This window comes from Chryseobacterium sp. W4I1 (assembly GCF_030816115.1).
Classification (GTDB): domain Bacteria; phylum Bacteroidota; class Bacteroidia; order Flavobacteriales; family Weeksellaceae; genus Chryseobacterium.
Genome location: NZ_JAUSXQ010000001.1, coordinates 4355682 through 4382564, shown reverse-complemented (window position 1 = coordinate 4382564; position 26883 = coordinate 4355682). Strand labels below are relative to the sequence as shown.

Annotated in this window: 25 protein-coding genes, 3 tRNA genes and 1 pseudogene; 22 read left to right on the top strand and 7 right to left on the bottom strand. The window is 37.1% G+C overall.

What is annotated here, in order from left to right; genetic code table 11:
- The first annotated feature begins 11 nt into the window (after positions 1-11).
- The 8 genes from pncB (at position 12) to QF044_RS20360 (ending at position 8306) form a co-directional block, all read left to right on the top strand.
- Positions 12-1190: a nicotinate phosphoribosyltransferase gene (gene pncB / locus QF044_RS20395; protein ID WP_307271360.1), complete on the top strand. Its 1179-nt coding sequence runs from the start codon at positions 12-14 to the stop codon at positions 1188-1190.
- 59 nt (positions 1191-1249) lie between these two features.
- A complete protein-coding gene (locus QF044_RS20390; protein ID WP_307271359.1) occupies positions 1250-1642 on the top strand; it encodes a YciI family protein in 393 nt (130 codons plus the stop codon).
- Positions 1643-1759: 117 nt separating this feature from the next.
- On the top strand, positions 1760-2314 hold the full coding sequence (locus QF044_RS20385; RefSeq protein WP_307271356.1) for a hypothetical protein: 555 nt from the start codon (positions 1760-1762) through the stop codon (positions 2312-2314).
- A 156-nt stretch (positions 2315-2470) separates the two neighbouring features.
- Positions 2471-3643, top strand: coding sequence for a serine hydrolase (locus QF044_RS20380; RefSeq protein WP_307271354.1), 1173 nt, complete (start codon positions 2471-2473; stop codon positions 3641-3643).
- A gap of 208 nt (positions 3644-3851) precedes the next feature.
- A complete protein-coding gene (locus QF044_RS20375) occupies positions 3852-4088 on the top strand; it encodes a hypothetical protein (protein WP_307271351.1) in 237 nt (78 codons plus the stop codon).
- 168 nt (positions 4089-4256) lie between these two features.
- The gene (locus tag QF044_RS20370; RefSeq protein ID WP_307271349.1) at positions 4257-5846 is read left to right on the top strand and encodes a GEVED domain-containing protein; all 1590 of its coding nucleotides are present in this window, start codon (positions 4257-4259) and stop codon (positions 5844-5846) included.
- Between the two features lie 159 nt (positions 5847-6005).
- Positions 6006-7508 carry a DNA recombination protein RmuC gene (rmuC, locus tag QF044_RS20365; protein WP_373462667.1) on the top strand — a complete coding sequence of 501 codons (1503 nt, stop codon included), beginning with the start codon at positions 6006-6008 and terminating at the stop codon, positions 7506-7508.
- 30 nt (positions 7509-7538) lie between these two features.
- Positions 7539-8306, top strand: a complete 768-nt coding sequence (locus QF044_RS20360; protein ID WP_307271343.1) for an RNA methyltransferase — start codon at positions 7539-7541, stop codon at positions 8304-8306.
- 201 nt (positions 8307-8507) lie between these two features.
- Here QF044_RS20360 and QF044_RS20355 read toward each other — a convergent pair whose 3' ends face one another.
- Positions 8508-8849, bottom strand: coding sequence for a hypothetical protein (locus QF044_RS20355; protein WP_307271342.1), 342 nt, complete (start codon positions 8847-8849; stop codon positions 8508-8510).
- 181 nt (positions 8850-9030) lie between these two features.
- On the opposite strand from QF044_RS20355, the pseudogene QF044_RS21625 reads away from it, so the two are divergent.
- Together QF044_RS21625 and QF044_RS20340 are read left to right on the top strand one after the other, a co-directional pair.
- Positions 9031-10201, top strand: a pseudogene (locus tag QF044_RS21625) (hypothetical protein).
- Positions 10185-10766: a hypothetical protein gene (locus QF044_RS20340; protein WP_307271334.1), complete on the top strand. Its 582-nt coding sequence runs from the start codon at positions 10185-10187 to the stop codon at positions 10764-10766. The pseudogene QF044_RS21625 and the gene QF044_RS20340 overlap by 17 nt, the downstream one beginning before the upstream one ends.
- Here QF044_RS20340 and QF044_RS20335 read toward each other — a convergent pair.
- Complete coding sequence (locus tag QF044_RS20335) at positions 10715-11290, bottom strand: 5-formyltetrahydrofolate cyclo-ligase (protein ID WP_373462666.1); 576 nt, start codon at positions 11288-11290, stop codon at positions 10715-10717. The genes QF044_RS20340 and QF044_RS20335 overlap by 52 nt on opposite strands.
- A gap of 14 nt (positions 11291-11304) precedes the next feature.
- The gene (locus tag QF044_RS20330) at positions 11305-12666 is read right to left on the bottom strand and encodes a rhodanese-related sulfurtransferase (RefSeq protein WP_307271330.1); all 1362 of its coding nucleotides are present in this window, start codon (positions 12664-12666) and stop codon (positions 11305-11307) included.
- 350 nt (positions 12667-13016) lie between these two features.
- Between QF044_RS20330 and QF044_RS20325 the strand changes: the two genes are divergently transcribed.
- Positions 13017-14540: a trypsin-like peptidase domain-containing protein gene (locus QF044_RS20325; protein ID WP_307271327.1), complete on the top strand. Its 1524-nt coding sequence runs from the start codon at positions 13017-13019 to the stop codon at positions 14538-14540.
- 60 nt (positions 14541-14600) lie between these two features.
- Here the strand turns inward: QF044_RS20325 and QF044_RS20320 are convergent, their stop codons facing one another.
- The 3 genes from QF044_RS20320 to QF044_RS20310 are packed head-to-tail and all read right to left on the bottom strand — an operon-like array spanning position 14601 to position 18078.
- Positions 14601-15056: a hypothetical protein gene (locus QF044_RS20320; RefSeq protein ID WP_307271325.1), complete on the bottom strand. Its 456-nt coding sequence runs from the start codon at positions 15054-15056 to the stop codon at positions 14601-14603.
- Entirely contained in the window at positions 15056-15436 is a 381-nt protein-coding gene (locus QF044_RS20315; protein ID WP_307271322.1) for a RidA family protein, read from the bottom strand. The genes QF044_RS20320 and QF044_RS20315 overlap by 1 nt, the downstream gene beginning before the upstream one ends.
- Before the next feature lie 56 nt (positions 15437-15492).
- On the bottom strand, positions 15493-18078 hold the full coding sequence (locus tag QF044_RS20310) for a putative LPS assembly protein LptD (RefSeq protein ID WP_307271319.1): 2586 nt from the start codon (positions 18076-18078) through the stop codon (positions 15493-15495).
- Between the two features lie 52 nt (positions 18079-18130).
- On the opposite strand from QF044_RS20310, the gene QF044_RS20305 reads away from it, so the two are divergent.
- The 11 genes from QF044_RS20305 to QF044_RS20255 all read left to right on the top strand — a co-directional run bounded on the left by QF044_RS20305 (position 18131) and on the right by QF044_RS20255 (position 24444).
- Complete coding sequence (locus QF044_RS20305; RefSeq protein WP_307271317.1) at positions 18131-19420, top strand: N-acetylmuramoyl-L-alanine amidase; 1290 nt, start codon at positions 18131-18133, stop codon at positions 19418-19420.
- A 58-nt stretch (positions 19421-19478) separates the two neighbouring features.
- Positions 19479-19553: transfer RNA gene (locus QF044_RS20300), tRNA-Glu, on the top strand.
- A 10-nt stretch (positions 19554-19563) separates the two neighbouring features.
- Entirely contained in the window at positions 19564-19884 is a 321-nt protein-coding gene (locus QF044_RS20295; RefSeq protein WP_307271314.1) for a hypothetical protein, read from the top strand.
- Positions 19885-19951: 67 nt separating this feature from the next.
- The gene (gene rpsT, locus QF044_RS20290) at positions 19952-20206 is read left to right on the top strand and encodes a 30S ribosomal protein S20 (protein WP_048501176.1); all 255 of its coding nucleotides are present in this window, start codon (positions 19952-19954) and stop codon (positions 20204-20206) included.
- Positions 20207-20216: 10 nt separating this feature from the next.
- Positions 20217-20288: transfer RNA gene (locus tag QF044_RS20285), tRNA-Glu, on the top strand.
- Between the two features lie 93 nt (positions 20289-20381).
- Positions 20382-20453 (top strand) — tRNA-Glu (locus QF044_RS20280).
- Positions 20454-20653: 200 nt separating this feature from the next.
- Complete coding sequence (locus QF044_RS20275) at positions 20654-21310, top strand: FadR/GntR family transcriptional regulator (protein WP_307271304.1); 657 nt, start codon at positions 20654-20656, stop codon at positions 21308-21310.
- A gap of 58 nt (positions 21311-21368) precedes the next feature.
- A complete protein-coding gene (locus QF044_RS20270; RefSeq protein WP_307271301.1) occupies positions 21369-21617 on the top strand; it encodes a hypothetical protein in 249 nt (82 codons plus the stop codon).
- Positions 21583-22575 (top strand): MFS transporter, encoded by a 993-nt coding sequence (locus QF044_RS20265; protein ID WP_307271299.1) that lies wholly within the window; start codon positions 21583-21585, stop codon positions 22573-22575. The genes QF044_RS20270 and QF044_RS20265 overlap by 35 nt, the downstream gene beginning before the upstream one ends.
- Positions 22576-22670: 95 nt before the next feature.
- Positions 22671-23435 (top strand): T9SS type A sorting domain-containing protein, encoded by a 765-nt coding sequence (locus tag QF044_RS20260; RefSeq protein WP_307271297.1) that lies wholly within the window; start codon positions 22671-22673, stop codon positions 23433-23435.
- 220 nt (positions 23436-23655) lie between these two features.
- Entirely contained in the window at positions 23656-24444 is a 789-nt protein-coding gene (locus QF044_RS20255) for a T9SS type A sorting domain-containing protein (protein ID WP_307271294.1), read from the top strand.
- Positions 24445-24574: 130 nt separating this feature from the next.
- Here the strand turns inward: QF044_RS20255 and QF044_RS20250 are convergent, their stop codons facing one another.
- Entirely contained in the window at positions 24575-26857 is a 2283-nt protein-coding gene (locus tag QF044_RS20250) for a DUF5074 domain-containing protein (RefSeq protein ID WP_307271292.1), read from the bottom strand.
- Positions 26858-26883: the final 26 nt, after the last annotated feature.

The following is a 26883-nucleotide window of genomic DNA, read 5'->3' as shown; positions in this document are numbered from 1 at the left end:
TTACACATATTATGTACGACGTTAGATTAAACTCTATTCTGGATAACGATTTCTATAAAATAACCATGCAGAACGCTGTGGTGAAATTATTTCCTAGCTCTATTGTAAAATATGAATTTATCAACAGAGGAAAGCATCAGTTTCCGGAAGGATTTGACGCAGCTTTAAAAGAAGCTGTAAATAAGATGGCAGAGTTAAAGCTTACGAAGGATGAAAAAAAATTCATGGCGAAAACCTGTCCTTATATAGACCTTCCCTATCTTGATTTTCTGGAAGGCTATCACTACGATCCGTCTGAAGTGAAGATCCATCAGGAAGGAAGTGAACTTTCAGTAACCGTGGAAGGACTTTGGTACAGAACAATTCTTTGGGAAGTTCCTTTACTTGCCTTAATCAGTGAGCTGCATTATGAGATGAATCATATGGAAAGAGATTCCAATGATATTGTAATGAGCAGAACACTTGAAAAAGCAGATGCATTGGCAAGGCTTGGGGTGAATTTTGCAGAATTCGGGACCAGAAGAAGGCATTCCTATAAAGTACAGAACCTAGTCATGGAAGCAGTGACACAGAAAAAAGACTCCACCTTCATAGGAAGCTCTAATGTCCATTTTGCCATGAAATATGGTGTAAAGCCAATCGGCACCCATGCCCATGAATGGTTTATGTTCCACGCAGCAGAATACGGTTTCAAAATGGCTAATGAACTGGCACTTGAGCATTGGGTAGATGTATATAGAGGCGATCTGGGAGTCGCATTATCAGACACCTACACTACCGATGTTTTCTTTCAGCAGTTTGACAAGAAATTTGCAAAACTGTTCGATGGTGTTCGTCATGACAGTGGTGATCCACTGGAATTTGCAGACAAAACAATTGCTCATTACATCAACAACGGGATTAATCCTTTATTTAAATATATTATCTTCTCTGATGCTTTAAATCTGGAAAAAGTAGAGGAAATCACCAATTACTGCAAAGGAAAAATAGGTGTTTCATTCGGGATCGGAACTAATCTTACTAATGATGTAGGTTTAAAGCCTATGAATATCGTAATGAAACTCATCGGCGTACAGGCTCCGAACAAAGAATGGATCGCTACGGTAAAACTTTCTGATGAACATGGTAAATATACGGGAGATCCTAAAATGATCGAACTGGCAAAGGAATTTTTGAGGATAAAAAATTGATTGTTTTAAGATATCAGAGGTGAGATTTTAGATACTATCTTTACAATAAAACCATTGCTATGAAACTAAAAATTTATTTGTCCCTAAGTCTTTTAATGGCAATTTTATCTTCCGGCCAGCAAAAGAAAGCAGAAAAAGTGAAATTTAATCAGGAACTGGCCACATCCCTTGGAGCAGATCAGTACGGAATGAAAGCCTACACTATGGTAATGCTTATCACGGGCAGCACAAAAATTGATGACAAGACCAGAATGGACGAACTGATGAAAGGGCACATGACCAATATTAGCAAGCTGGCCGATGAAGGGAAAATTGTAGTATCCGGCCCATTTTTAGAGAAGAATAAAGAAAACTACCGCGGGATGTTTATTTTCAATACAAAATCTAAAGATGAAGCTGAACAGTGGGTAAAAAACAGATCCTGCAGTACAGGCAGGCGTTTTCAGCTATGAGATCTTGCTGTGGTATGGATCTGCTGCCTTGCCTTTATATCTGAAACATCATAAAGAAATATCTAAGGAAAATCCATAGACATGGGTTTTTACCGTAATTTTTCAGAACAAGACCTTATGGACTCCTACACCAATCAAATGGATTATCAGGGTAAGGCAGATCAGGAAATTTTAGACGAAATCTTAAGCAGAAGCTCCCTTGAAAATTTTCAAGCTAAAATCAAGGTACAAAAGCTCCTCATAGATGAACAAAACCGGGTAATAAGAGAAATTCATGGACATTATATGAACAGTAGATCAAAAGAAGAATGCTTAACATTAATCACTTCTGATCTACTGCCCAGTGAAAGCATCAAATTTCTGATTGAAAAAAAATACATTCAAATCCATCAAAATGTTGAAAATCTAAAAGTTGATTCAGATACTTTAATGTACAGCATTTTCGGAACTATAGTAGCTTCCGTTGCCAGCTCAATTATTATACTGGTGGTTATTTACAGTTTTCCATTCTTATCAGTTTTCGCTTTTAACCTTCTTATTCCGGTTTACATCATTAATTATTGGATCATCAGATTATTTATGGGCAAAACACGGGCAAATTTAGCGGTATTTATTGCATCATTTGTGGCTACGGTACTTAATTGCCTTTACTTCTTTTTCTTCATTACATAAGCATAGCTGACTATTGGAGAAAATTAAAAAAAACAAGTCTATCAATACATCACTAATTAAACCCTGATAAGTCATTATACTGTCAACTAACAATTAATCATTATATTAGACAATCCTTTCAGAACAGTCAAATTCATATTAATTAAGATAAATCTAATGAACATAAATAAGCTTGGTTTTTTATTTATTATATGTAATGCCATTCTGTTTTCCTGTTCTGCAATAAGGAGATCCAATGTAGTAAAGAAAGAAGATATCCTACAAAAAAGTTCAGATCCACTGTATCAGGAAATTCAAAAAGTCGGGGTAGAAGCCTCCAAAAGAAATCACGTTCCAGGAGTAGCAGTCGCTGTGATCCAGAATGGAAAAATAGCATGGATACAATGCATAGGCTATGCTGATGCAGCCAGCGGAAAACCCGTAACAGCACAGACTATTTTTAATATAGGCTCTATTTCAAAATTAGTTTCTTCATGGGGCTTTATGCAATTGACAGAAAAAAAACTAATTACATTGGATGAGCCTGTCAATCCTACTTTAACCCGCTGGAAGCTTCCTTCATCTCCATACGATGTATCTAAAGTTACCTTAAGACGGATATTAAGTCATACAGCCGGACTTTCCGTACATGGATATGGAGGATCAGAACAAGGCACTCCTCTCATGGCCCTGGAAGAATCTCTTAACGGAAAAACTAAAAGAAATGGCGAAAGTGTACACCTTATAAACGAGCCGGGAACACAATGGAAATATTCCGGCGGTGGCTATACACTTGCACAGCTACTTCTTGAAGAAAAAACAAAAGAAAGCTTTGCTGGTTATATGAGGGAAAATGTCTTCCAACCCTTAGGACTAGCTCACACCAGTTATGAATGGACTGAGGAGATGAAGGCCAACTCTTCAACAGCTTATGACACCCTGGGAAACCCGGTTAAAAACAGAATATTTACAGAACAAGCTGCTGCAGGGCTACAGACAACAATAGCAGATCTGGCCCATTTTGCAGAATTATCTATTACAACTGATCCCAAGGCATTAAACAACGTTTTAAATCCAGAAACCATCCACCTGATGGAGCTACCCGTCGTCCCCTTGTCTAACGATGGAGAAAGCGGTCTGGGATACAGGTTCATGAATTTTGAAGGACTCCGAACTATAGGCCACACAGGTGAAAATATAGGCTGGAGCGCCGGAATGTTTTTACATTTACCCACCAAAAGCGGTTTGGTAGTACTCACCAATGGCTCTAAAGGTGATAATGTCTGGTACTCTGTCTATATGAGTTGGGCAAAAAACAATAAAGGAGATACAAACCCATCATTAAAATAAACATTATTTTTCACTCCTACATCTGCACGACCTGAAGTTTACTATTCTTATTTCTAAAAAAAGCCACACTGTTAGTGAGAAAAATCTCTCTGCGAAAATATTCTATAATTTAAAAATAAATCACTATATAACCTCATAGTGATTTATTTTTATTATATTAGTCTTTCATTTTCAGAGCAATACAAATTACTAACAAAAAAATTAAACCATGAAAAAAACAAACTTAACAAAGATTTCAAGAACAGAACTGAAAAATGTATTCGGCGGGTATTTATATCCAGCACAATGCCCGGGAGGATGCCCTGGCGAGGCCATGATCAGATGCCCCGATGGCTCCACCACAATGACCAATTTTATATGCATGGGGGGAAGATGTGAAGTCGCTGCAATGTGCAAACCATTGGTTCTCGAACCTTTTCCAGATCCGATTACCATCACTCCATAATCTGATCAACAAAATAAAGTGAGCTTTCCGGCTCACTTTATATCAGGTTAAAATAAACCATTATAATTGCAAAATTCAAAATATAAACAATTGATAATCAAATAAAAAAAATAAATTTTCCTCTTCTATATATACAAATTATTATTATATTCGATAAAACTTTATTATATGAAAAAAATATTACTTTTTAATTTTATGGCACTTGCCACAATGAGCAGTGCCCAGGTTTTAGTTTCGGAAAGCTTTGAAAATGCAACGTATCCAAACTTTGCAATAACCGGTGGTTATACAGCTACAGCCGGAACATATATTGGAAGTACTTGTGATGGCAACGTATTCATAGGAGCCGAGGCTTATGGAACAAGTTTAGCATTCAGGACTATTAATTTAGTCTATACAAAACCCGCTAGTGTAACTGCTAACGGAAAAAAAATTGATGTTTCCTTTTCATTTACAACACAGCCTTATGATGCAGCCAGTAGTATTGGCGGCACTATTACTGCAGCATACTCAACAGACAATGGAACTACTTATACCACAGTAGGTACACCTATTACATTAACCAGTGCTGCACAGACATGCGCAACATTTTCAGGAACAATTCCAGAAAGCGCTAATGTAAACGGAAACTTTATGCTGAGAATCCAGACTTTAGGAACTACGGGTGGAACTTATGATTTTTATAGCTTTATAGATAATGTAAAAATCAAACAGGAAGTAACAGCTATTCCTGGATGTGCGACAATAAGCAGTCCTGTGGCCGGAGCAACCGGCGCTTCAGTGCGTCAGCAAATCACCTGGGCAGCTGTGGCAGGAGCAGAATCTTACAAAGTGAAAATAGGAACAACTCCCGGAGGATCCAATGTATACTCTGGAACCACTACTAATACGTTCTATGCGCCTACATCATCCAGCGTTTTCCCAGAAAGCACAACCCTTTATGCAACAGTCACTCCATCCAATGCTTTAGGAGATGCCACAGGATGTACTGAAATATCTTTCACGACAGGTACCAATCCTTTTACTCCTTATTGTGGACCGCTACTTGCTAAACTAGGAATATATCCTATATCTAATGTTGTGTTTGCTAATATGACCAATGCCTCAAGCGCAACAGCAAATACAGGTGCGGCACAAGAAAACTTTATCAATAAGATTGCTACCGTTACCAGAGGAACTTCCTTCCCAATCTCTCTTACCGGTACCGGGGTAGGCACTAATAGATTTGCATTTACAGTATTCATTGACTGGAATAAAAACGGAAACTTTACAGACGCTGGAGAATCTTACTTTGTCACTTCTGATTTTGCAGGAAGTACAGGTAATACGGTAGTTGTAAATAAAAATATTGCTGTGCCTGCAACTGCAAGCCTTGGGAATACAAGAATGAGAATTAAATATCATTTTAATAGTTCTACAACTTCTGTACGAACAGAGTTATCGGATCCTTGCAGTGACTTAAGCCAAGGACAGGCAGAAGACTATACTATTACCGTACAAGATGTATTAGGAACTTCAGATGTTAATTCTAAAAAAACAGATCTGTCCGTTTATCCTAACCCATTCAAAGACATTGTAAAACTTTCTGATATCAAAGATGTAAAATCAATTATTGTAAGCGATGTTTCTGGCAGACAGGTGAAAACATTAAAAGCCAATACTGAACTTGATCTTTCTGATTTAAATGCTGGTCTTTATCTTATTACCCTTCAAATGGAAGATGGTACTGTAAGAACAGTAAAAGCAATCAAAAAATAATAATTTAAATAGAATTCTATTTAAAATAATGAAGCGGCGGTTTTACTGCCGCTTATTTTTTTCACACTAAAGGCATTCTGGAAAACCTTGTTACCAGTTCTTTAAATTTTGATGGGTTCCCGTAAAAGAAATCAATTTTTCTTTTTGTAATTTTGAAACATGGAGATGACCTATTTAATTATCGGATTTTTTGTCGGCGGACTTTTGGGAGCCGTTATTTTATATTTTATTTTAAAATCGTCTACGATTTCAAGAAGTTCTTATGATGAGCTGAATAATCTGCACATCAAAAACAATTCTGACCTGGAAAACCTTAATCTGAAAGTTCAGGAGCTAAGCCAGAACATCAATAAGGAGAAGGAGCAAAATCAACAGCAGGCCGACCTAATGAGCGATCTGAAAAATGAATATGCAAAGATTTCTGCAGAATACGTTTCCTTAAATTCTCAATTTCTGGAACAGAAACAGCTGAATTCTAAACAGACTGCACAAATAGAGAATCTGATTTCCGAGAAACAGCATATTTTTGCTAAAAATTCTGAGCTTTCCGCTAAAAATGATGGGCTTCAACAGTCTCTTGATAACCAGAAAGAAGAAATTACCAAAATTCAGGAAGAATCCAAACTACAGTTTGAAAACCTGGCCAATAAAATTTTAGAAGAGAAAACAGAAAAATTTACTACTCTAAATCAGAATAATTTAAAAAATATCCTTGAACCCTTCCAGGAAAAAATTACCGACCTTAAAAACAGGGTGAATGAAGCCTATGAAAAGGAAAACAAAGAGCGGTTCTCCCTGGCTGAAAAAGTTAAAGAACTGGCAGAACTGAATCAGCAGATCTCTGAAGATGCAAAAAAACTGACGAGAGCATTGAAAGGAGAAAGCAAAACCCAGGGAAATTGGGGTGAAATGATCCTTGAAAGCATTCTTGAGAAATCCGGATTAGTGAAAGGCAGGGAATATTTTCTCGAACATGAATTGCGTGATGAGGATAATAAAGCGCTATTTTCTGAATTCTCCGGCAAAAAAATGCGTCCCGATGCTGTTATAAAATATCCCGACGAGAGGAATGTAATTATCGATTCTAAAGTATCCCTCACCGCCTTCACAGATCTGGTAGATGAGAACGATCCTGATGTTTATGTAATGAAGCTTAATCAGCATTTAGGTTCCATTAAAAACCACATCCTCCAGCTAAGCCAGAAGGCTTATGATGATTATGGAAAATCTTTGGATTTCGTCATGATGTTCATTCCGAGTGAACCCGCTTATATTGCTGCTATGCAGGCGGACCAGAATCTTTGGAATTTCGCTTATGAAAGAAGAATTCTGCTTCTTAATCCAAGCAACCTTATCACTTCCCTGAAACTTATTGCAGACTTATGGAAGCGTGAATATCAAAACAGAAACTCTATGGAAATTGCAGACCGCGGAGCCAAGTTATATGATAAGTTTGTAGGTTTTGTGGAAAACCTTGAAAAGGTAGGGAAAAATCTTGACCAGGCTAAAAACGTATACAACGATGCTTATAAACAGCTTTCTACCGGAAATGACAACTTGGTCATCCAAACCCAGAAACTGAAGTCTCTCGGCATTAAAAATAAAAAAGACTTACCCCAGAGTCTTATTGACAACAGCAACTTTTTAGAGACGGAAAACTAAGAAACACATTATTTTGCATAATTTTGCAGCATGTTGATAGAAAGTTTTCAAAACGAAAAAATAAAAAACGTCACCAAATTACTGGCTGACAACAGGTTCCGTAAAAAATCAAAAGTTTTTGTTGTTGAAGGACAACAGGAAAATGAAAGAGCCATCCAATATGACTTTGAACCTGTAGAATTTTTCATCTGTGAAAATATCTTTAAAGGGAAACTTCCTGAAAGCAAAATCCACTATGTAAGTGAGAAAGTTTATGAAAAAATAGCCTACAGAGGTAGTTCTGAAGGTATTATCGGAATATATAAAACCAAAGACAATCTTCTTTCATCATTTATTCCAAAAGATAATTCCACTGTCATTATCGTGGAAGGAGTAGAAAAACCCGGTAATCTTGGAGCTATTTTGAGGAGTTGCGAGGCATTTGGAGTTGATGCTCTGATTGTTGCGGCCGGAAAAGCTGACTTTTACAATCCAAATGTAATCAGATCGAGTGTAGGTTGTCTCTTTGGAATGGAAGTGTATGATGCTGAAAATGAAGAAACGCTTGAATTTTTAAAGAAGAACAACTTCAACATTTACACAACATTAATGGATGAGACTGCTGAAGACCTTTATAAAAGAGATTTCACACAGCGCTCTGCCGTATTATTCGGAACTGAACACTCGGGACTAAGTGATTTCTGGTTAGGAAAAGGAAAAAACACTTTAATTCCGATGGCCGGAAGTATTGATTCTTTAAATCTGAGTAATGCAGTAGCGATTACCTGCTACGAATCTTTGAAACAGAAAAAAAGATAATAACTTTTGTAATGGGAAGCTTGAAGTACGAGGCGGTAGTTTTTTAGTTTAGAGATCAATATAAACCGGCTTTGAAACATTAAAGGGTGAATAGTAACACTCATCTTTCTTCCTCAAATCTTCCATCACCTAAAATATAAGGCATAAAAGAACCGTCTCACTAGGTGAAACGGTTCTTTTATTGTTAAGCTTATGCTAGAATTATTTCTTAGCAGCATCTTTAGCAGCATCAGCAGCTCCTTTAGCAGCATCTTTAGCAGCGTCAGCAGCTCCTTTAGCAGCATCAGCAGCTCCTTTAGCAGCGTCTTTAGCAGCATCAGCACCAGCAGCAGTTGTAGCAGCAGCAGCATCTTTAGTAGCGCTTACAGCAGTAGTAGCAGCAGAATCGATTACTTTAGCAGCAGAATCAGAAACTACAGCAGCAGAATCAGCTACGTTAGCAGCAGCAGAATCAGTTGCTCCTTCAGTAGAAGTAGCTTCAGTTTTTTTACAAGCAACTAGAGAGATTGCAGCGATAGCAGCTACGAATAATGACTTTTTCATAATAAATTAAATTTAATTTTGTTAATATTGTTTTATAAATTTCTTTCTGTTCTGTTATTTGAACAAGACAAAGGTAGACCAGATACAAAAGTTGTTTATGAAAAATAATTGTAATACATTTGTAAAATAGTTTTACAAATAAATAAAGCTGATAATCAACAATTTAATTATTTAATAAAAATTGACAGATTTAGATCTATTGCATTTTGAACAGCTGAAAAAAGACGTTCAGGCAGAATATTTAAAAGAATCTACTCCTTCCTATGATGATATTTCAAAATGGAAGGGGATAGATATTATATATTTCCAGGAAGACCTTCGCAAAAAAGCCAAAGGCAACATCAGTGAAAAGTCGTTTTACACCTATTTCAAAACTTCACCGGTTACCAAATTACCCAGAATAGATATGCTCAACTTATTGAGTATTTATGCTGGATACGACTCATGGTATGACTTTAAGAAACAGCATCTTTTTGCAGGTGAATTGCTTCAGGAAAATGAAGATTCTGATACTGAAGAAATCCAGGAACTGGAAAAAACAGTTTCCAATGCACCGGAAATTCAAAAAACTGAAATTCCTGCCAAAAAAATTGAATTTCAGCCTCAGGAAAATATTGATTTACAAAAATCAAATACTGATAATCAACTAAATACGCAAAAATCAATTACAACATACGACAACCAAATACAACCTATTGCAGCTAAGAAAAATTTCTTCAAAAAAAATGCATGGGTAATGGTTACTTCTATATTAATTAATTGCTATTACCGGGGTTCTTGGTTTTAAAGACGAAATTTTTTCCAAAACTTATAAATACTGTTTTACGGATAAGGACCGTGGTGTTTCTGTGATCAATACACTTGAAATAAGGGTGATCAAAGAAAACGAATCTCCCCTCCTCTATAAAATAAAGCCAGGCGAGTGTTTTTATTATTCCACGAAAGATAAAAATATCAAAATGCAGATCAGCGCACCTTTCTACGAGTACCTTGAGGTGAACAGAAACCTGGAGAACGCCCCGGAAGAAGAAATGATAGAACTGAAACCCGATGATTATAAAATGGCAGTCAATTACTTTTCTGTAAAAGATGCCAATGGAAGCCCGGAACTGATCAGGCAGAAGAGAAATCAACTTGAAAATTTAATAAGCAATAGTGCGGTTATTTATCAGGTCTATGACAACAAAACCTACGGCATAGAAAGACTTGATAAACAGAAATACATCACTTTGGTAACAACACCTACCACTTCACTAAAAAACCTGAATGTTATAGAAATGAAGAAAGACATTAAAGGAAAAATCATATCTATCAAATTTAAAATTGCATCTACAGATGAAGAGAATAAATAAGTTTTTAATGTTCACCGTACTTTTTTTAGCATTTGTTTCCTGCAATAATAAAAAGACGGAAATAAGCGATCTGGACACCCTGAGAAACAGCAACAACGTAAGAAGTTATCCTGTTGTTCAGATGGATAGTATGCAGGCCATCAACTCTATTACCAAGCAGAAAGTACAGGAACTTCTGGACCTTTCTACGCTATACCTGTCCGGAAAAAGAAATACGGAGGTCGATACGTTTATTTATTCTCAAATGGAAAGCTATTTCCATAAACCGGATTCTCTGACGTTCAAAAACCTGTTCAGAGAATTAGATAGTCTGAAAGTGAAGTCTGTAAAGGTAAACAGCCTGAATGTTTATAAAGAATTCTATAAAAAGGACACTTTGGATTATGCCAGATTTAATGTAGAATATTTCGATGAAAAAAATAAATCATTGGGAGCCTTTGAGAAAAATGCTCAGTATATTCTAATGTCGACCCCGATGATTAAGAAAGAATTTAAATTCTATTTCCTGGACTTCTACTCTGCTCCTTTGAAAAAAGATACCACTTCTGTAGGCGTTACGAGATAATCTAAAGGAATATCATTTTCCCAGACATCATCGATATTTTCATCAGGACTGAAGTAATTGACGCCAATTTTTTGGCAAGATGCAGATATACTCCGGAAAAATGCATCATAAAACCCTTTTCCGTAACCTATTCTGTTGCCATTGTGGTCACAGTATAACAAAGGAGTGATCACATAATCAAATTGAAGTTCTCCTGAATCTTCATGGGAAACCGGTTCCTCAATTCCCCAGCTGCTGGTTTCAAATACTGAATTTTTATCAATTTGCACTGAGATCAGATCATTTTCAACAACCTTAGGCACAAATACCTGAATGTTTTTGTTTAAAAAAGCATCAATAAAAATCCCGGTATGGATCTCATTAAATTTCCTTATTGGCATAAATAGGTGTATCTTCTGCCCTTTCTCAGGTTTAAAACGGCCCAGAAAGTTGTCCAATATTTTTTCAGATAACAGGAAAGCCTCATCATTGGACAAGGCTTTTCTTTTTTGCATATATTTTTTCCTAAGCTCAGCTTTCAGCATACTTATGATGCGTTTTAAGAAGGTTGGATAATTTTATATAATTTGTCAGACAAACGAACTCTAAATGGAAGTTCAAAAGTAATCTGATCTCCTTTTTTAGCCGTTTCACAGGGTTTTCCATTAGCGAAAATTTCAGTGATCTCAACTTCCTGTTCACCGGTTGTAGGTCCTGAAATCAACACTTTATCACCGACTGAAAGTTCTTTGTTTTCAATTAAAAACTGAGCAATTTGTGATTTTGTATAATAATGTTCTGCCTTTCCAACCAGCACTTTCTTTACCGCTATTTTCTTACGAATATTTTTTGTTTCAACTTTTGCTAAAGGCGCGTCCGGCAATTCTCCTGAATTTTTAAATTTCAGAGCCTCAGATTTTCCTTTTCTAAAAACCTTATTTCCAACCTGCAATCCTTTTCTTAGGCTTAATTGTTCCGCTAAAGGTAAGTGAATCGTTTCTAAACATTCTGTAGAACAACAATTTTCCATTGCTGTTTTACATTCGTCACATTGTATAAACAATAAATGACAGGCATCATTAGCACAGTTGGTATGGTTGTCACAAGGCTTGCCACACTGATGACATTGAGCAATAATATCGTCTGTGATCCGCTCTCCTAACCTGTGATCAAATACAAAGTTTTTACCGATGAATTTACTTTTTATGCCTTCTTCTTTAATCTGGCGGGTGTATTCAATAATTCCGCCTTCCAATTGGTAAACATTTTTAAAACCCTGATGCTTGAAGTAAGCACTGGCTTTTTCACAACGAATTCCACCTGTACAGTACATTAAAAGGTTCTTATCTTCTTTGAAATCCTGTAATTTTTCGTTGATGATAGGTAAACTTTCTCTGAAATTTTCTACATCAGGAGTAATGGCACCTTCAAAATGGCCTACTTCACTTTCATAGTGATTTCTAAAATCTACCACAATGGTATTAGGGTCTTCCAACAGGTTATTGAATTCCTGCGCTTTTAAGTGAATTCCTTTATTGGTAACATCGAAAGATTCATCATTCAAGCCGTCAGCAACAATTTTATGTCTTACTTTTATCGTTAGTTTCAAAAAGGAATAATCGTCCTGATCAACCGCTACATTTAAGCGGATGCCTTTCATAAAGTCGTAAACTTCCAATGTATTTCTAAATGCTTCAAACTGATCCGCAGGAACACTCATCTGAGCATTGATACCTTCATGGGCAACATAAATACGGCCAAGTGCATCCAGTGCATTCCAGGCTATAAATAATTCGTCGCGAAATTTTTTGGGATCTTCAATTTTGGCATACGCATAGAAAGATAATGTAAGGCGTTCCTTACCGGCTTCATCAATAAGCTGAGCTCTTTCTTCTGCGCTTAAGGTGTTATACAGTTGCATGCTATAAACGTTTTAAGTGAGAAAAATATTTCTGCAAAGATACTCATTTTTCAATTGTGCTCATTGATGAGAAAAATCACAATAAAGGAATAGATAAGATAAGTGGCAGACTTAGGATTAATTGTCGTAACTTTTACTTTCTTCAAGTACAAAATGTCACATTTTTAATTTAATTTTTTTTTAAGTTGTGTTAATACAGAGTCCATGATTATGACATAATGTATAAAATGACATAATAGCCGTTAAATTTTAGTTAAAATTGAAACATCACATAATAACTGACTACTTATTTAGCATTAAATTTGCTTAGTATAGAACAATTAATAATAAAATAAAAAGAAAGATATACAATGAAGAATACTTTAAAAAAACTATTACCATTTGCAGTGGTGGGAGTTGTCTCCGGAGCTACTACCGTTGGGACAATACAATATTTCGGTCAGCATTCCAATAATGGGGACCAGTCTTTTTTCACAGCAGCTGCGCCCAATACCTCATTCGTAGGAATGAATACAGGAGTTGTAGGTGATGATTTCGTGAAAGCATCAAAAACTACGGTTCCTGCCGTGGTAACTATTAAAAATTATCAAAGTAGATCAACAAGCAGAGCTTCAGAACAGGATATGTTTGATTTCTTCTTCGGAGATCCTTTTGGAGGAAGAGGACAACAAAGACAGAAGCAGATGCCTGACAATATGCCTTCAGGAATGGGATCTGGTGTAATTATTTCTCCGGACGGATACATTATCTCGAACAACCACGTTGTGGCCGGAGCCAATAAACTGGAAGTTGTACTGAGCAATAAGAAATCTTACATCGCAACGCTTGTAGGAACGGATCCCAATACAGATATTTCCTTATTAAAGATAGAAGAAAAAGGTCTCCCTTATTTAAATTTTGCCAATTCTGATAATATAGAAGTGGGACAATGGGTACTCGCTGTAGGAAATCCACTTGGATTAAACTCTACAGTAACGGCCGGGATTGTTTCTGCTAAAGGTAGAGGAATAGGCATCTTAGGAGGCCAAGGGAAAGCAACCAACCCTATTGAAAGTTTTATTCAAACTGATGCGGCCATCAACCCGGGTAACTCCGGAGGTGCACTGGTCAACGTTAATGGTGATCTTATTGGGATCAACTCTGCGATCCAGTCTACTACAGGATATTATCAGGGTTACGGATTTGCGGTTCCATCTAATTTAGCAAGAAAGATCGTTGAAGATATCAAGAAATTTGGGATTGTACAAAGAGGATTCTTAGGTGTTTCTTCTTTAGATTTATCTAATGATCAGCAGGTTGCAGCATATAATCAGCAATATAAAACCACTATTAAAGCAGGTTCTGGAGTTTATGTAACAGGGTTTGGAGATAAAAGTGGCGCCGAGGATGCAGGTCTGAAAAAAGGTGATATTATTACTAAAATAGATAACTACGAAATTACAGATTTTGCTGATCTTTCTATGTCTATCGGAAGCAAGCGACCTGGTGATAAAGTACAGGTGACTTATACAAGAAACGGCAAGGAAACGACGACGACGGTAACGCTTAAAGATCAGAAAGGCGGAACAACTACAAGAACAAAAGACGACCTGAGCATTACTGAAAAAATCGGGGCAGATTTTGATCCGCTTACCGAGAAATTCAAAACAGAATACGGATTAAACAGTGGTGTTGTTGCTAAAAATGTAAGTGAAGGAAGTGAAATGGCGAAGATCGGGATTGTAGATAATTATATCATTATTGAGATCAACGGTAAGCCGGTGAATTCACAGAAAGATGTAGAAAAGATTCTGGATAAATACCAGGGAAATGTACAGGTGAAATTTGTGGACGACTACGGAAGAATCTATACCAAAGGATTTAAAATGCCTTAATAAACAGAGACAACAGTCTTTTCATATCAACAAAAAACGCTGCAAATTGCAGCGTTTTTTTTATTTTGATTTATTCATTTTCTCAGCGATCCTCTTTTTCTTATTCCGCTCATAAATGACCTCTACGATCTTTCCTCCTATCCATGAAAATGGGAAAAAAGTAAGGAAAATAGAGATTTTATAAAATGTAGGATGATAAGGAAAAACGATAACATCCAGCATGGCAATGAACAGCATGATAAAGCCTATAAGAATAGCATAGGCCACTTTAGCATACTTCACGATGAGAGCAGTAGCAACTCCCCCAATCGTCGTTCCAAGGCCAGAAATAAACAGCAGAAAACCGAAAAATGCATTGTCGCCTCTCATACTGTAAAGAAATCTCTGCCAGTGCTCAAAAGGAGCAAAAGCCTCGAAAGTGATCCATTGCGGAAAAACTCTTATACCAAGAGTAATAATAAGCCCGGCTATACCAAGGCCTACAAGAACCGCAATTGTATTTCTTATAAAATTCATTAATCCTGATGTGCAATCATAGAAATTTCGATGTCAACGTTTTTAGGCAGACAAGAAACCTGTACGGTTTCACGTGCCGGGTAACTTTCTGCATCAAGATAAGAAGCATAAATATCATTCATTACTGCAAAATCGTCCATGCTTTTAAGGAAGATAGTAGCTTTCACAACGTTTTTGAAAGTCATTCCGGCCTCTGTAAGAATTGCTTCCAGGTTTTTCATCACCTGGTGTGTTTCCTTCTCAATTCCTTCTACCAGCTTACCGGTTGCCGGATCTACAGGAATCTGTCCTGATATATATAAAACTCCGTTAGCCATGTTAGCTTGTGAATAAGGTCCGATGGCTGCAGGTGCATTAACTGTGTTAATTATATTTTTCATTAGAATTTATTTTGGTTGCAAATATAAAATTTATATTTACAATTGTCAATCTGATATTAGAAAGGTGCATTAGGCTGCGTAAAACTTCTGTCTTTATACTTCAACGCGTCGCTTAAGATGTTGGCCTTGATCCCGATAAAGAAATCATACACTTTATATTGTCCGAAAGGAACCCAGTTGAAATTGATGGTAAAACTTCGCTGATCTCTTGAGAATCCTATTCTGGTATACGCCAGATCTTTCGTCACAAGGTCAAAGTGGGTACTTCCGTTGATATTCCAGTAAGGAGTAAGCTTGATGCTTCCATCCAGACCTACAGACGCAATTTTGTTTCCAAGTACAGATAAGCCTTTTGAATATGCATAATTGGCATTGATATTTAATGTCCAGGCCTGATCGAAATGAGCATAATTATCATCATCAAAGTAATAGTTCTCATTTCTTACCTCTCCTTTTGCAGGATATTTTTTAGCATAATCTGTTTTTTCGCCGAAGAGCTCGCTGCTCAAAGGATAAGATAACTGTACATTGAATCCCTGTACACTGAAATACCCGAACTGCTCTGTTCTTATCCCCTGGGTAGCTCCCGGTGCAAAAGTAATTTTATAAGGATCCAGGGAAAGACTTGTATTAACACTCAATTTATTATTGAAAAAAGATGACTGTCCGTTGATACTGAATACTGACCATGGGTGGTCTTTAGCTGCGAAGTTATAATTCCCGGAAAGGTTAAGAGATTCAAAGATTTTTATTTTCTTCACTCCCGTAGAGTCACTTTTAGACTTCACCTTCATTTCAATATTATTTCCGATATTAAAACCTAAGGCCCCTACCACACCGCTTGACGGACTTCCAACAATTCCTTTTTCAAAAATAGAATAGGGCGTTATTGCTCCTGCTGCATTATAATAGTTTTTATAGTAACCGAAACCTGGGCTTGAGAAATCAGGAGAATAGGTAAAACTAAGACTTGGCGTCATCATATGTCTTACCGCTTCCACAGCAGATCCCTTTTTAAACTTCAGCATTCCGTAAAGTGTTGTCTGAAGACTGGCTGATGTAGAAAATGTAGAGTATCCCGCAAAATTCTTCTGGATCTCATCTACATCTACATTCTTTACAGGGTCATAATATTTTTTAAGTGTTTTGGTCGTTAAGGCATTATCAATATTTGCACTTAAACTGAATGTAAAATATTTTGCAACCGTTGTATTGGTTCCCAGAGCGATATTATTTTTAAGCCCTGTCTGCATTTTATCCCACATTGCTTTTGTAAAAAGTTCATTTTCCTGAGTGTTTACAAAATTGGTAAGGTTAAAACCTGTATTTACCGTAATATTTTCAAGAAGCCCCTGTCTTACACCTGTTTTTGATTTGAACAGATAAAATTGATTGATCGCCACATTCATTTGAGGAAGACGAAGATCTGCCAGTCCTGTAGCAAAGTTTTGTGCGTATGATGCCGTTCCGGTGATGGTAATAGGCAGCTTCAAAAATCTTTTGGTAAGGGTCACTGTTGAATTCTGCTGGGTGTTCAGCACATTCTGGTTGAAAATATAATTATTGTTAAGATTATTATTATAAAACTTCGTGCTTACCATATCTACTGAAGCACTGAAAGTCAGGAAAGGATTGGATTTGGAATCCTGTGTGTGTGTCCAGGCAATTCTGTAAGTGCTGTTTTTAGTATAATCATCCAGCCCTTTAATTCCTCGTACCATCGTTCCTATATCTGCCGTGAAGGTTCCGGAATAGCGATACTTCTTTAGATAATTCATCTGAGGCCTCAGGTTCCAGCTTCCTTTGGTATAAATATCAGCAAGTACTTTCAGGTCAAAATGTTCGCCGATTGGTTGATAATAACCAAGTCCGTTCAGGAAAAACCCTACGTCCTCCCTTTCTCCGAAGCTAGGAATCAGGATACCGGCAGCTCTTTTGCTCGAAAATGGAAGAATAGCAAACGGCATGATAAGAGGCGTGGGAACCTGTTCTATGTACATCTGGATAGGACCCGTAACAATCTGTGATTTTTCTTTAGTCTTGATCAGCTTAATATTGGATGCACGCATAAAATAATCTGCTGCTGTATCTTTTTTCTTGATATAATATTCGTCAGTCGTATAATCTGCATTCCTCATCGCAAAGACGGAATCGTTATACTTTTTAGTTTTCTGCGCCGTGATCACCCCTTCACTTTCCTCTGTTCTGGCATTAAAAGCGATGGCCTGTTTTGTTTTCGTGTTATAGCTGAACTCGTTGGTTTCGTATTTTTTACCAGCCTGTGTAGTAATTACGGGTTCAATGATCTTTCCTAAGGAATCCTGCTTTCCGCGGGCGTAGATCAGGTTTTTATTGTCATCGATGGAAATATAGTCTGCATCAATCTGCATATCCTGATATTTCACCTGAGCATTTTTGTTCAGGAATGTCATCTTTTTTGGGACGTCTCTTCGCTGGTCATCCGCTTTTGTGCGGAGAACATCATCTAAAGCTTCCTTTTTTACAACAATGGTATCTTTTTTGGAAATAGTATCATTAACCACATTTTTAGGCAATTTTTCAGGAGTTTTCTGTGCTAAAAAATTGTTAAAAATTAGGATAATTAAAATTTGTAATATATTTTTGAGGACGGTTTTGGCCAATTTGTTCTATATAATTAAGGCTCAAAATTAATATAATTTTTAAAACTGTAAGATGCACAAACAAAATTTTAAAATAATTTTATCATTTCTCCTTATTATTTCCAGCAATTTATTTTTCTCGCAAAAGAAATTCACAATCGTTTTAGACGCTGGACATGGGGGAAGTGACCATGGAGCTAACAGATCTTATGCGGATATAGGAAGGGTTGCAGAAAAAGACGTTACGCTTGCCGTTACCTTAAAAGTAGGGGCAATGTTGGAAAAAAACAGAGATTTTAAAGTAATATACACCCGTAAGTTTGACGAATACCCATCTCTTTCCGACAGAACGAACCTTGCGAACAGAAGTAAGGCCGATCTTTTTGTCTCTATTCATTGTAATTCTTCACAAAGACCTACAGCCTACGGAACTGAAACTTATGTACAGGGACCTAACCAGAATGACGAAAATCTTGAAGTTGCCAAAAGGGAGAATGATGTGATCTTTCTGGATGAAAAGGATAAGCAAACCTTCGGTTCTTATAATCCGAGTTCTCCGGAGTCTCTCATTGCACTGAAACTTCAGCAAAGCAAATACCTAGAGTCCAGTTTACTGCTGGGCGGACTGGTGGAAGATAATTTCGTAAATAAAGATAAAAGATTCTCAAGAGGGGTTTTTCAGAAAAACCTTCACGTACTGCGTATGAATGCAATGCCATCTGTACTGATAGAAACAGGCTTCATCAATCATCCTGAGGAAAGTCATTATCTGGCATCAGAAAAGGGACAGAACGAAATTGCTGAGAGTATTTACAATGCAATCATCGATTATAAGAAAGCAATTGACCGTAAAACCGGAGGATCGTCTATCGCCACAAGAAAACCTGAACCGGAAAAACCGGCTGAAGTTCCCCTGAAAAATGATTTCAGGATTCTATTACTGAGCTCACCTATCAAATACAACGACGGAGATCCTGCCCTGAAAGGATTAAATTATATCCTTCCTCTCAAAGATAATGGCCTATATAAATATTATTATGGAGTAACTAATATGGCTTCCATAAAAGATATCAATCTTAAAACAGCTAAAGATGCAGGCTTCCGGAATGCCTATGCGGTAGGATTTATGCCTAACCAAAAACTCCTTACCGGCTACTACACTATAGAAGTCTATACAGGCGAAAAACTGAATGGCAACTCATTCATTCTCCAGACTTTGAAAGATGTGGAAAGAAATAAAGACAATGGGGTTTTCTATTATACTTTTGGAAAAGTTTATACTTTAGAGGATGCCGTGAAGCTTCAAAAAGAGATCGAAGCCAAAGGAATTAAGAATACAATTATTCAAAAAGTTTTCAAATAACGAGAAAAATAATTTTGAAGTTAAAAAGTTAATTACTACTTTTGCAACCTCAAAATTTGGCCTATTCGTCTAGTGGTTAGGACTCAAGGTTTTCATCCTTGCAACAGGAGTTCGATTCTCCTATAGGCTACCAATTTGATATCATGCCGGATTTAAAAATACAAGAAGCAAAACTTCTTTTTAAGAAAATCCACTCTAACCCAAAAAGTTACGATTTACAAATCAATGAAGACGGGATTACAGGCAGGGATGATAAAATAAGTTTCAGACTTTACAGGACTGGAGAGAGGGTCGCCTTTGAAGTAACAATTGATGGACTAATCTTCACCAATACGACTGGAGAATGGAACAATGCGATGATCATGCTAAGCAGCACGATCAAGAAAATAGAACGAGAACAAGAGAATTTAAAAATAGAACAAGCAATAGATAAACTGAGAAAATACCTGTCAGAAGAAAATTGAAAAATTTTAAAAATAAATTTGGCAGATTAAAAAAAAGTTTATAGTTTTGCACTCACATTTGAACGATATGGCAAATCATAAATCAGCATTAAAGAGAATCAGACAAAACGAAGTTAGAAAAGTTCGTAACAGATATTACCACAAGACTGCAAGAACTGCTCTTAAGGTTTTGAGAAATGAAGAAAACAAAGCTGCTGCTACAGAGCAACTGCCTAAAGTTATCGCTTTATTGGATAAATTAGCTAAGAAAAATATTATCCACAAGAACAAAGCGGCTAACTTGAAAAGCAAATTAACAAAGCACGTTAATAAATTAGCGTAAAAGTATAGTAGGCCCGTTCGTCTATCGGTTAGGACCTCAGATTTTCATTCTGGTAAGAGGGGTTCGACTCCCCTACGGGCTACAAATTTAATCATTACTAACCGGGTGGTTAATAAGAGTTGAAACTTATAAAAACAAAAATCTAACCCATTGATTTTATCAGTGCTAGATAGATGGCCCGTTCGTCTATCGGTTAGGACCTCAGATTTTCATTCTGGTAAGAGGGGTTCGACTCCCCTACGGGCTACTTAAAGAGAGATTCTATTTTTTAGAATCTCTCTTTTTTATTTACTGTTTCTGTTCTTTACCTTCATATTATAATCTACCACTAAATTAAGTGAGACTGTCATTAAGTCTCCATGCTATAAATCTGTGAAAATGACAGATCATTGGTAAAATTGATTTAAAAAGCCTATCTTTGCATTCATCAGATGATAAGATGTTATTATGCAAATTCAAAGAAAAACATTAGCACAAGAGGTTGCGGACAGATTAATTGAAGGAATAACCAATGATGAATATGCTATTGGTGAAAAGCTTCCGACTGAACCGGAGCTTATGAAAATCTATGGTGTAGGCCGCTCAAGCATCCGTGAAGCTATAAAAATCTTATCGATAAAAGGAATTCTCAGCGTACAACAAGGTGTAGGCACATTTGTAATTTCAAAAAATATTCAGGAATCATTAGAAGCTCAGATGAACAATGCCGAATTTGATGAAGTATATGAAGTACGTTCACTCTTAGATTCAAAAATTGCAGCAAGAGCAGCAATGTATCGCAGCAAAAAGGAATTAGAAGCTATTAAGGTGTATTTAGACCTCAGACATCAGTTTGCTGAAAGTAATCAGGCACTGGAATGCTACCAGGCAGATATCAATTTTCACATATCTATTGCTGAAGCCTGTGGGAATGCTCTTTTAAAAGAAATTTATAAAATAGCAAGCAAGCATATTCTCAAAACTTTTGAAAGCAGTCATAACAACAATACAGATTCTTTTAAGCTTTCTCAAAAGATACATACTGATCTTTATGAATGTATAGAAAGAAAAGATGCTGATCAGGCAGGAAGAATTGCACAGCTGATTGTTGAAAAAGTATATTAATTACTAAACCTATCATAAAATTCATCAGATGACCTGATGAATTTGAAATTTAAATTTTATGGAAAAAGTACAGACCCAAACCATTGACACGACTAAAATTGTTTATCCTATCCTATTTATGATCAGTTTTTCACATTTTCTGAACGACCTGATCCAATCGACTATTCCTTCACTATACCCAATTCTGAAAGGAGAATTTAGTTTATCATTTGCCCAGATTGGTATTATCACCCTGGTATTTCAGTTGACCGCTTCTATTTTACAGCCGTTCGTTGGAATTTATACAGATAAAAAACCCAAATCCTAGATCTTTAGCGATAGGAATGGGACTATCGATGGCCGGCCTATTGCTTTTGGCAGCGGCTCATCAATATTATATGATCCTGATTTCTGTTGCATTAATTGGAATGGGATCATCCATTTTCCATCCTGAAGCTTCGAGGGTGGCACAATTGGCATCTGGCGGACAAAAAGGACTTGCCCAATCTATTTTCCAGGTAGGGGGAAATTCCGGAAGCGCTATTGGACCTCTGTTGGTTGCATTAATTATTCTTCCTTTAGGACAAGGCTATGTGAGTCTTGTGGCAATCGCCGCTTTTATAGGGATCATTGTATTGTGGAGAATCGGAAACTGGTATGCAGAAAGACTTTCACTAAAGAAATCTGCTAAACACCCGAATGATATTATTGAGATTCAGCTGTCCAGAAAAAAAGTTATATTTTCAATCAGTGTTCTTTTGGCTTTAGTATTCTCGAAATACATTTATCTGGCTTCAATGACGAACTACTTTACGTTCTTCCTCATTGATAAATTCCATATTTCTGTGAAGGATTCCCAGCTCTATTTATTTATGTTTCTTGCAGCGGTTGCGGTAGGAACTATTTTGGGCGGGAAATTAGGAGATAAATACGGCAGAAAAAAGATCATCTGGATTTCTATTTTGGGAGCCGCACCATTTACGCTTTGCCTTCCTTATCTTTCTTTAGTTTGGACGATTGTATTTGCTGTTTTAATTGGTTTAATCATTGCATCAGCCTTTTCAGCGATCCTAGTTTATGCGACGGATCTTATGCCTAATAAAATAGGATTGGTAGCGGGATTATTTTTTGGTTTTATGTTTGGAATGGGCGGAATTGGTTCAGCCGTTTTGGGAGCAGTAGCCGATGACACAAGTATAGAATATGTATTTAAAATCTGTGCGTTTCTACCTCTTATGGGAATCATAACCGCTTTTTTACCTAATATTAAAGGACGGAAGAAATAAGGTCTTTATATAATTCACATTAAATGGAAATAATATTGCTCACCCATACTTTTATGCTTAAATTTGGGTAAAACATTAACCAAAATTATCATAGCATGAAATCTATTTTACTTTCAAAGAGACGTCTGTTCCAGGCGGCATTATTTCTAGGCTTTATCTTCCAGTCAAACGGTTCACAGGCACAAAGCAGAATCTACGCACACGATCAGCTCTCCAACGTATATGGAGTATGTCTGGCATGTGCCGTACAGAATCCTCTGAATGCCGTAGGAGATAATGAAGACAACTATTCTACCATGGTCATGGGTACCGTTTTGCTGGGTGGTGTTGAGCAAACTTTGAGATTTCCTGAAGTGAGAACGAACACTAAATTAGTGATTGGCATCGGTACGAATAATATTCCTCTTACCGTTCAGCTTCTAAGCGGTATATACATCGAAACATTTAGCGGAACAACTGCTAACAATGACAGCCAAATGGTAAGCGGCAGTTTACTGAAGCTCGCAGACAATCCTTCCAGAGCAACTATTGAACTTACTCCTGCCAGCTCTTATAATGCAGTTAAAATAAGACTGAGCGGAGGTGTATTAAGCCTTGGCGGCGGATTCAGAATTTATTATGCTTACCAGGATCCACTGATCAGCATAATGGCTCACAGTGAAAACGGTCAGGTTAGTCTTGGAGGAAATGTTCCGGTAGAAGGTTCAGAAGTAACCTTGTTCAATATCTACGGAAAAGAAGTCTTTCGTTCTACATTAAAATCAAACACTTTTGAACCCAGACAGCCTGAAGGTGTTTATATCATGAATGTACAAACTAAAGAAGGAAAAACATATTCAAGAAAAATTTCAATCAAATAATTAAATCAGCAATACAATAAATACGGCAGATTTTAAGTCTACCGTATTTTTTTTCAGCCATTTTTCAGAGAAATATAAAAAATAAGTGATTAAATTAAAACAATTCATAATCATAAATATAAACAAACTATTAACAATTCACATAAATATGAAATAAATTAAACAACATAATCATTTTATTTATAAATTTATAAAAAACTAAAACCCAAAATTTATACATATGAAAACTTATTTATTACATGCCCAACGCACGATGAAAGCAGCAGTTCTGACATCATTCCTACTTTTAACAAGCACGATGACTTTTGCACAGATTGTGAAGACCTATGCAAGCAGTCAAACCAATCAGGTATTCGGAGTATGCTTAGGCTGCGGAGTATTGAATCCTCAAAATGCAGTAGGAAGTAACGAAACTGACTACTCAACTATCCAGGTTTCAGTAGGCCTTTTGGCGAGAACGGAACAGACATTGATCTTTCCAACGACTAATATTGCAAACAACACCAACAAGCTTGTGATTGGAATTGGTTCAAATGGCACTCCACTATCTGCTCAACTATTGGGAGGAGTATCAATTGAAACATTTAACGGTAATGTTTCCAACAACGATTACCAAAGTCTTAACAATGGACTGATCAACCTTGGAGCCGGAGACCCAAGCAAAGGTGAAATTGAGCTTACCATGAACATTCCTTTTGACCGTGTCAAAATCAATGTGAATTCAGGATTATTGAATGTAGGCGGTGAGCTTAGAGTATATTATGCTTATCAGTACAAAGATCCGTTCATCAATTTCCTAGCTCACAGTGAGAACGGACAGTTTACTCTTAACAAAAATATTATTGCAGCAGGTTCGGAAGTTACTTTAACCAATACTTCAGGAAAAGAGGTATTCCGTTTCAGGCTGACATCAAACACGTTTGAAACAAAACAGCCACAAGGAGTATACATCATGAACCTTACCACAAAAGAAGGAAAAACATATTCTAAAAAGGTAATTATCAAATAATAAAAAGATACATAACAGATTGGTTCCGGCAGGCTTTCAGCCTGCCGGAACCTTTTTCCACTCCTGTTTAAAGAAAAAACCGGCGGCCCAAATGGGCCGCCGGTTCATTGAAATATATAGACTGTGATGGTTATTTCTTGATCAGCTTTTGCTGATATGCTGCTTTATCTGTTACAGCTTTTAGAATATACACTCCGTTCGGAAGCATGCTTACATTGATCTGTCCGTTGTTCAGCTGTGCATTTACTGATTTTCCGGAAGCATCATAAATGGTAACATTCAGGATTTTTTCCTGAGTTTTAAGCGTTAAAATATCTGTCACCGGATTCGGGTAAATACTGAATTCAATTTTCTTCACTTCCGCGGTAGCTAGAGTAGAAGTTGTACTGTTGACAGTAAGCAGTTTTTCTATTACTTTCCCATTTGAATTAAAACTGATCTTAATATCTGCCGTTCCTGAAGCAACCGGAGTTAAAACCAATTCGTCATTCGCATTAATCACTGCAGAAACTGCCACAGGATTAGAATTGGATTTAATTGATTTTACAATCGCAGATGAAAGATTATCTTCGTCAGAAACTACTGTTTTCAGGTCAATTACAGAAGCACTGCTTAGATTAACCTGTGATGGGAAGGTACTGCTCACCGTCGGAAGTGTATTATCCGGGAATACTGCCATAGCCGGGAACCAATAATAATCATCAAGTGTTTTTGTATTGGTAATGGCTCCGTTAACACCAATAGTATGGATCCAGTTTTTCTGGTAGTGTGCCCCAAACCCACTTTCAGTAGTGTTAAGAATTAGCTCATCAGTTGTTGGGTTCACACGAAGTCCGGCTCCGTATGGAATCTGCTTATAAGTTCCTGTCTGGCCGGGAATTGCCGCAAAATTTTCATTGAATGTTTTTGTCGTTACATCAAATTTTACAATCTGTGTTCCTGAAACGAAACTGTTAACTGAATTGATCCAATATAAAACATTCTGCTTGCTGCTCGCTGAAAAGCTTCCTGCATTCCATGCTCCCCAGGAGCCTAAATATTTAGTGGTTGGAATAGTATATGAAGTAGTAACAAAAGTCGTTGGATGAATATTCACCACTTTCTGATCCTGGATCGCCCAGATGCTACCGTCTTTTGCCTGAACAACAGAATGGAAAGATCCCGGAATTGTACTGATCAAAGTATCAGTTGCCGGATCAATTACTAAAATCCCTGCAGACTGCTTCACGGCAAATACATATTTAGAGGAACGGATCATATTTCCGATCTGCCCGGCATATTGGCCGCCACCACCTGTTCCGGTGATGAGACTTCCCACCTGTAAATTGGCAATATCAAATACATAAACACCGTTAGACGCTCCGATATATCCTTTATTTTCATTAACTCCTACGAATGATCTTCCGTCACCGCCGCCGATATTATTAAATCCTGCAATTTTCTGCATCGTTTGCACATTCGCTACGACCAGTCTTCCTCCCGGAGTATATTGTGTATCTCCCCCATCTGCAGCCTGCTTTGAGATAAAATAGAATTTATCTCCGTAGATGGTTCCATACTGCGTTGTAGCACCAAAAGCCTGGTTGTTATTGGCATTGCTGTACACACGGTAATTAACCTGTCCATTATTACCGATGAAATTTACAGACCCGTTGGTATGTCCGAACCATTCTTCATTCACCATAAAAAACCCGTCAGTAAAATTGGTAGAAGCAAAAGAAGCAGAAACAGATACTGGCGTCAGCGTTGAAGAAATAGGAAAAGAAGCCAGTCCTGGGCTAAAATTCCAGACATCCCATGAACCATTCTGAAGCACACGGGAAGAAGCACCTACTCCTGAATATCCGAAATCTGCATCCGTAGGATCTTTTACCCAATAAGACCAGTAGCTGTTGTACCATCCTGATCCCCAATGATCACCGGCATCTGCAGCTGTAAAATCATCGAAATCATACGCCCCGGTATTTACAATACCATTGACAGGGTAAAGAGGATAAGTTGTATTGCCATTTTTGTAAAGTGCATTGGTATTCTGTCCGTTCAGGTCAAATCCCATTCCTCCGATGGCTGTTCCAAACTGTGTGCCCGGATAAAGCAATGTAAAAAACCTGTGATCTGCCTTTGCAATAGCTTTCATCATATCTTCTCCGGTAGCATTGCCGTTCCATCGGAATCCCCATACCAAGGCATCAGGATTTTTACTGTCATTCCACTGTACTGCAAAAGCAGCTTGATTGGTACCGCTTCCTACCCAAAACTGGATGTCAGAGAAATTGATGTTCGTGGTTACAGTCGTATTCAGCTGGTTGCTGTTGCCCTGAATATCATTTCGGGGCACACCCTGCACTTTTACCTGCGCATTCGTAAAGAACGCAAACAGAAAGAGCATGGTAAAAAGGTAAAACTTTTTCATTTTTGAACTTTATTTATTAAATTTTG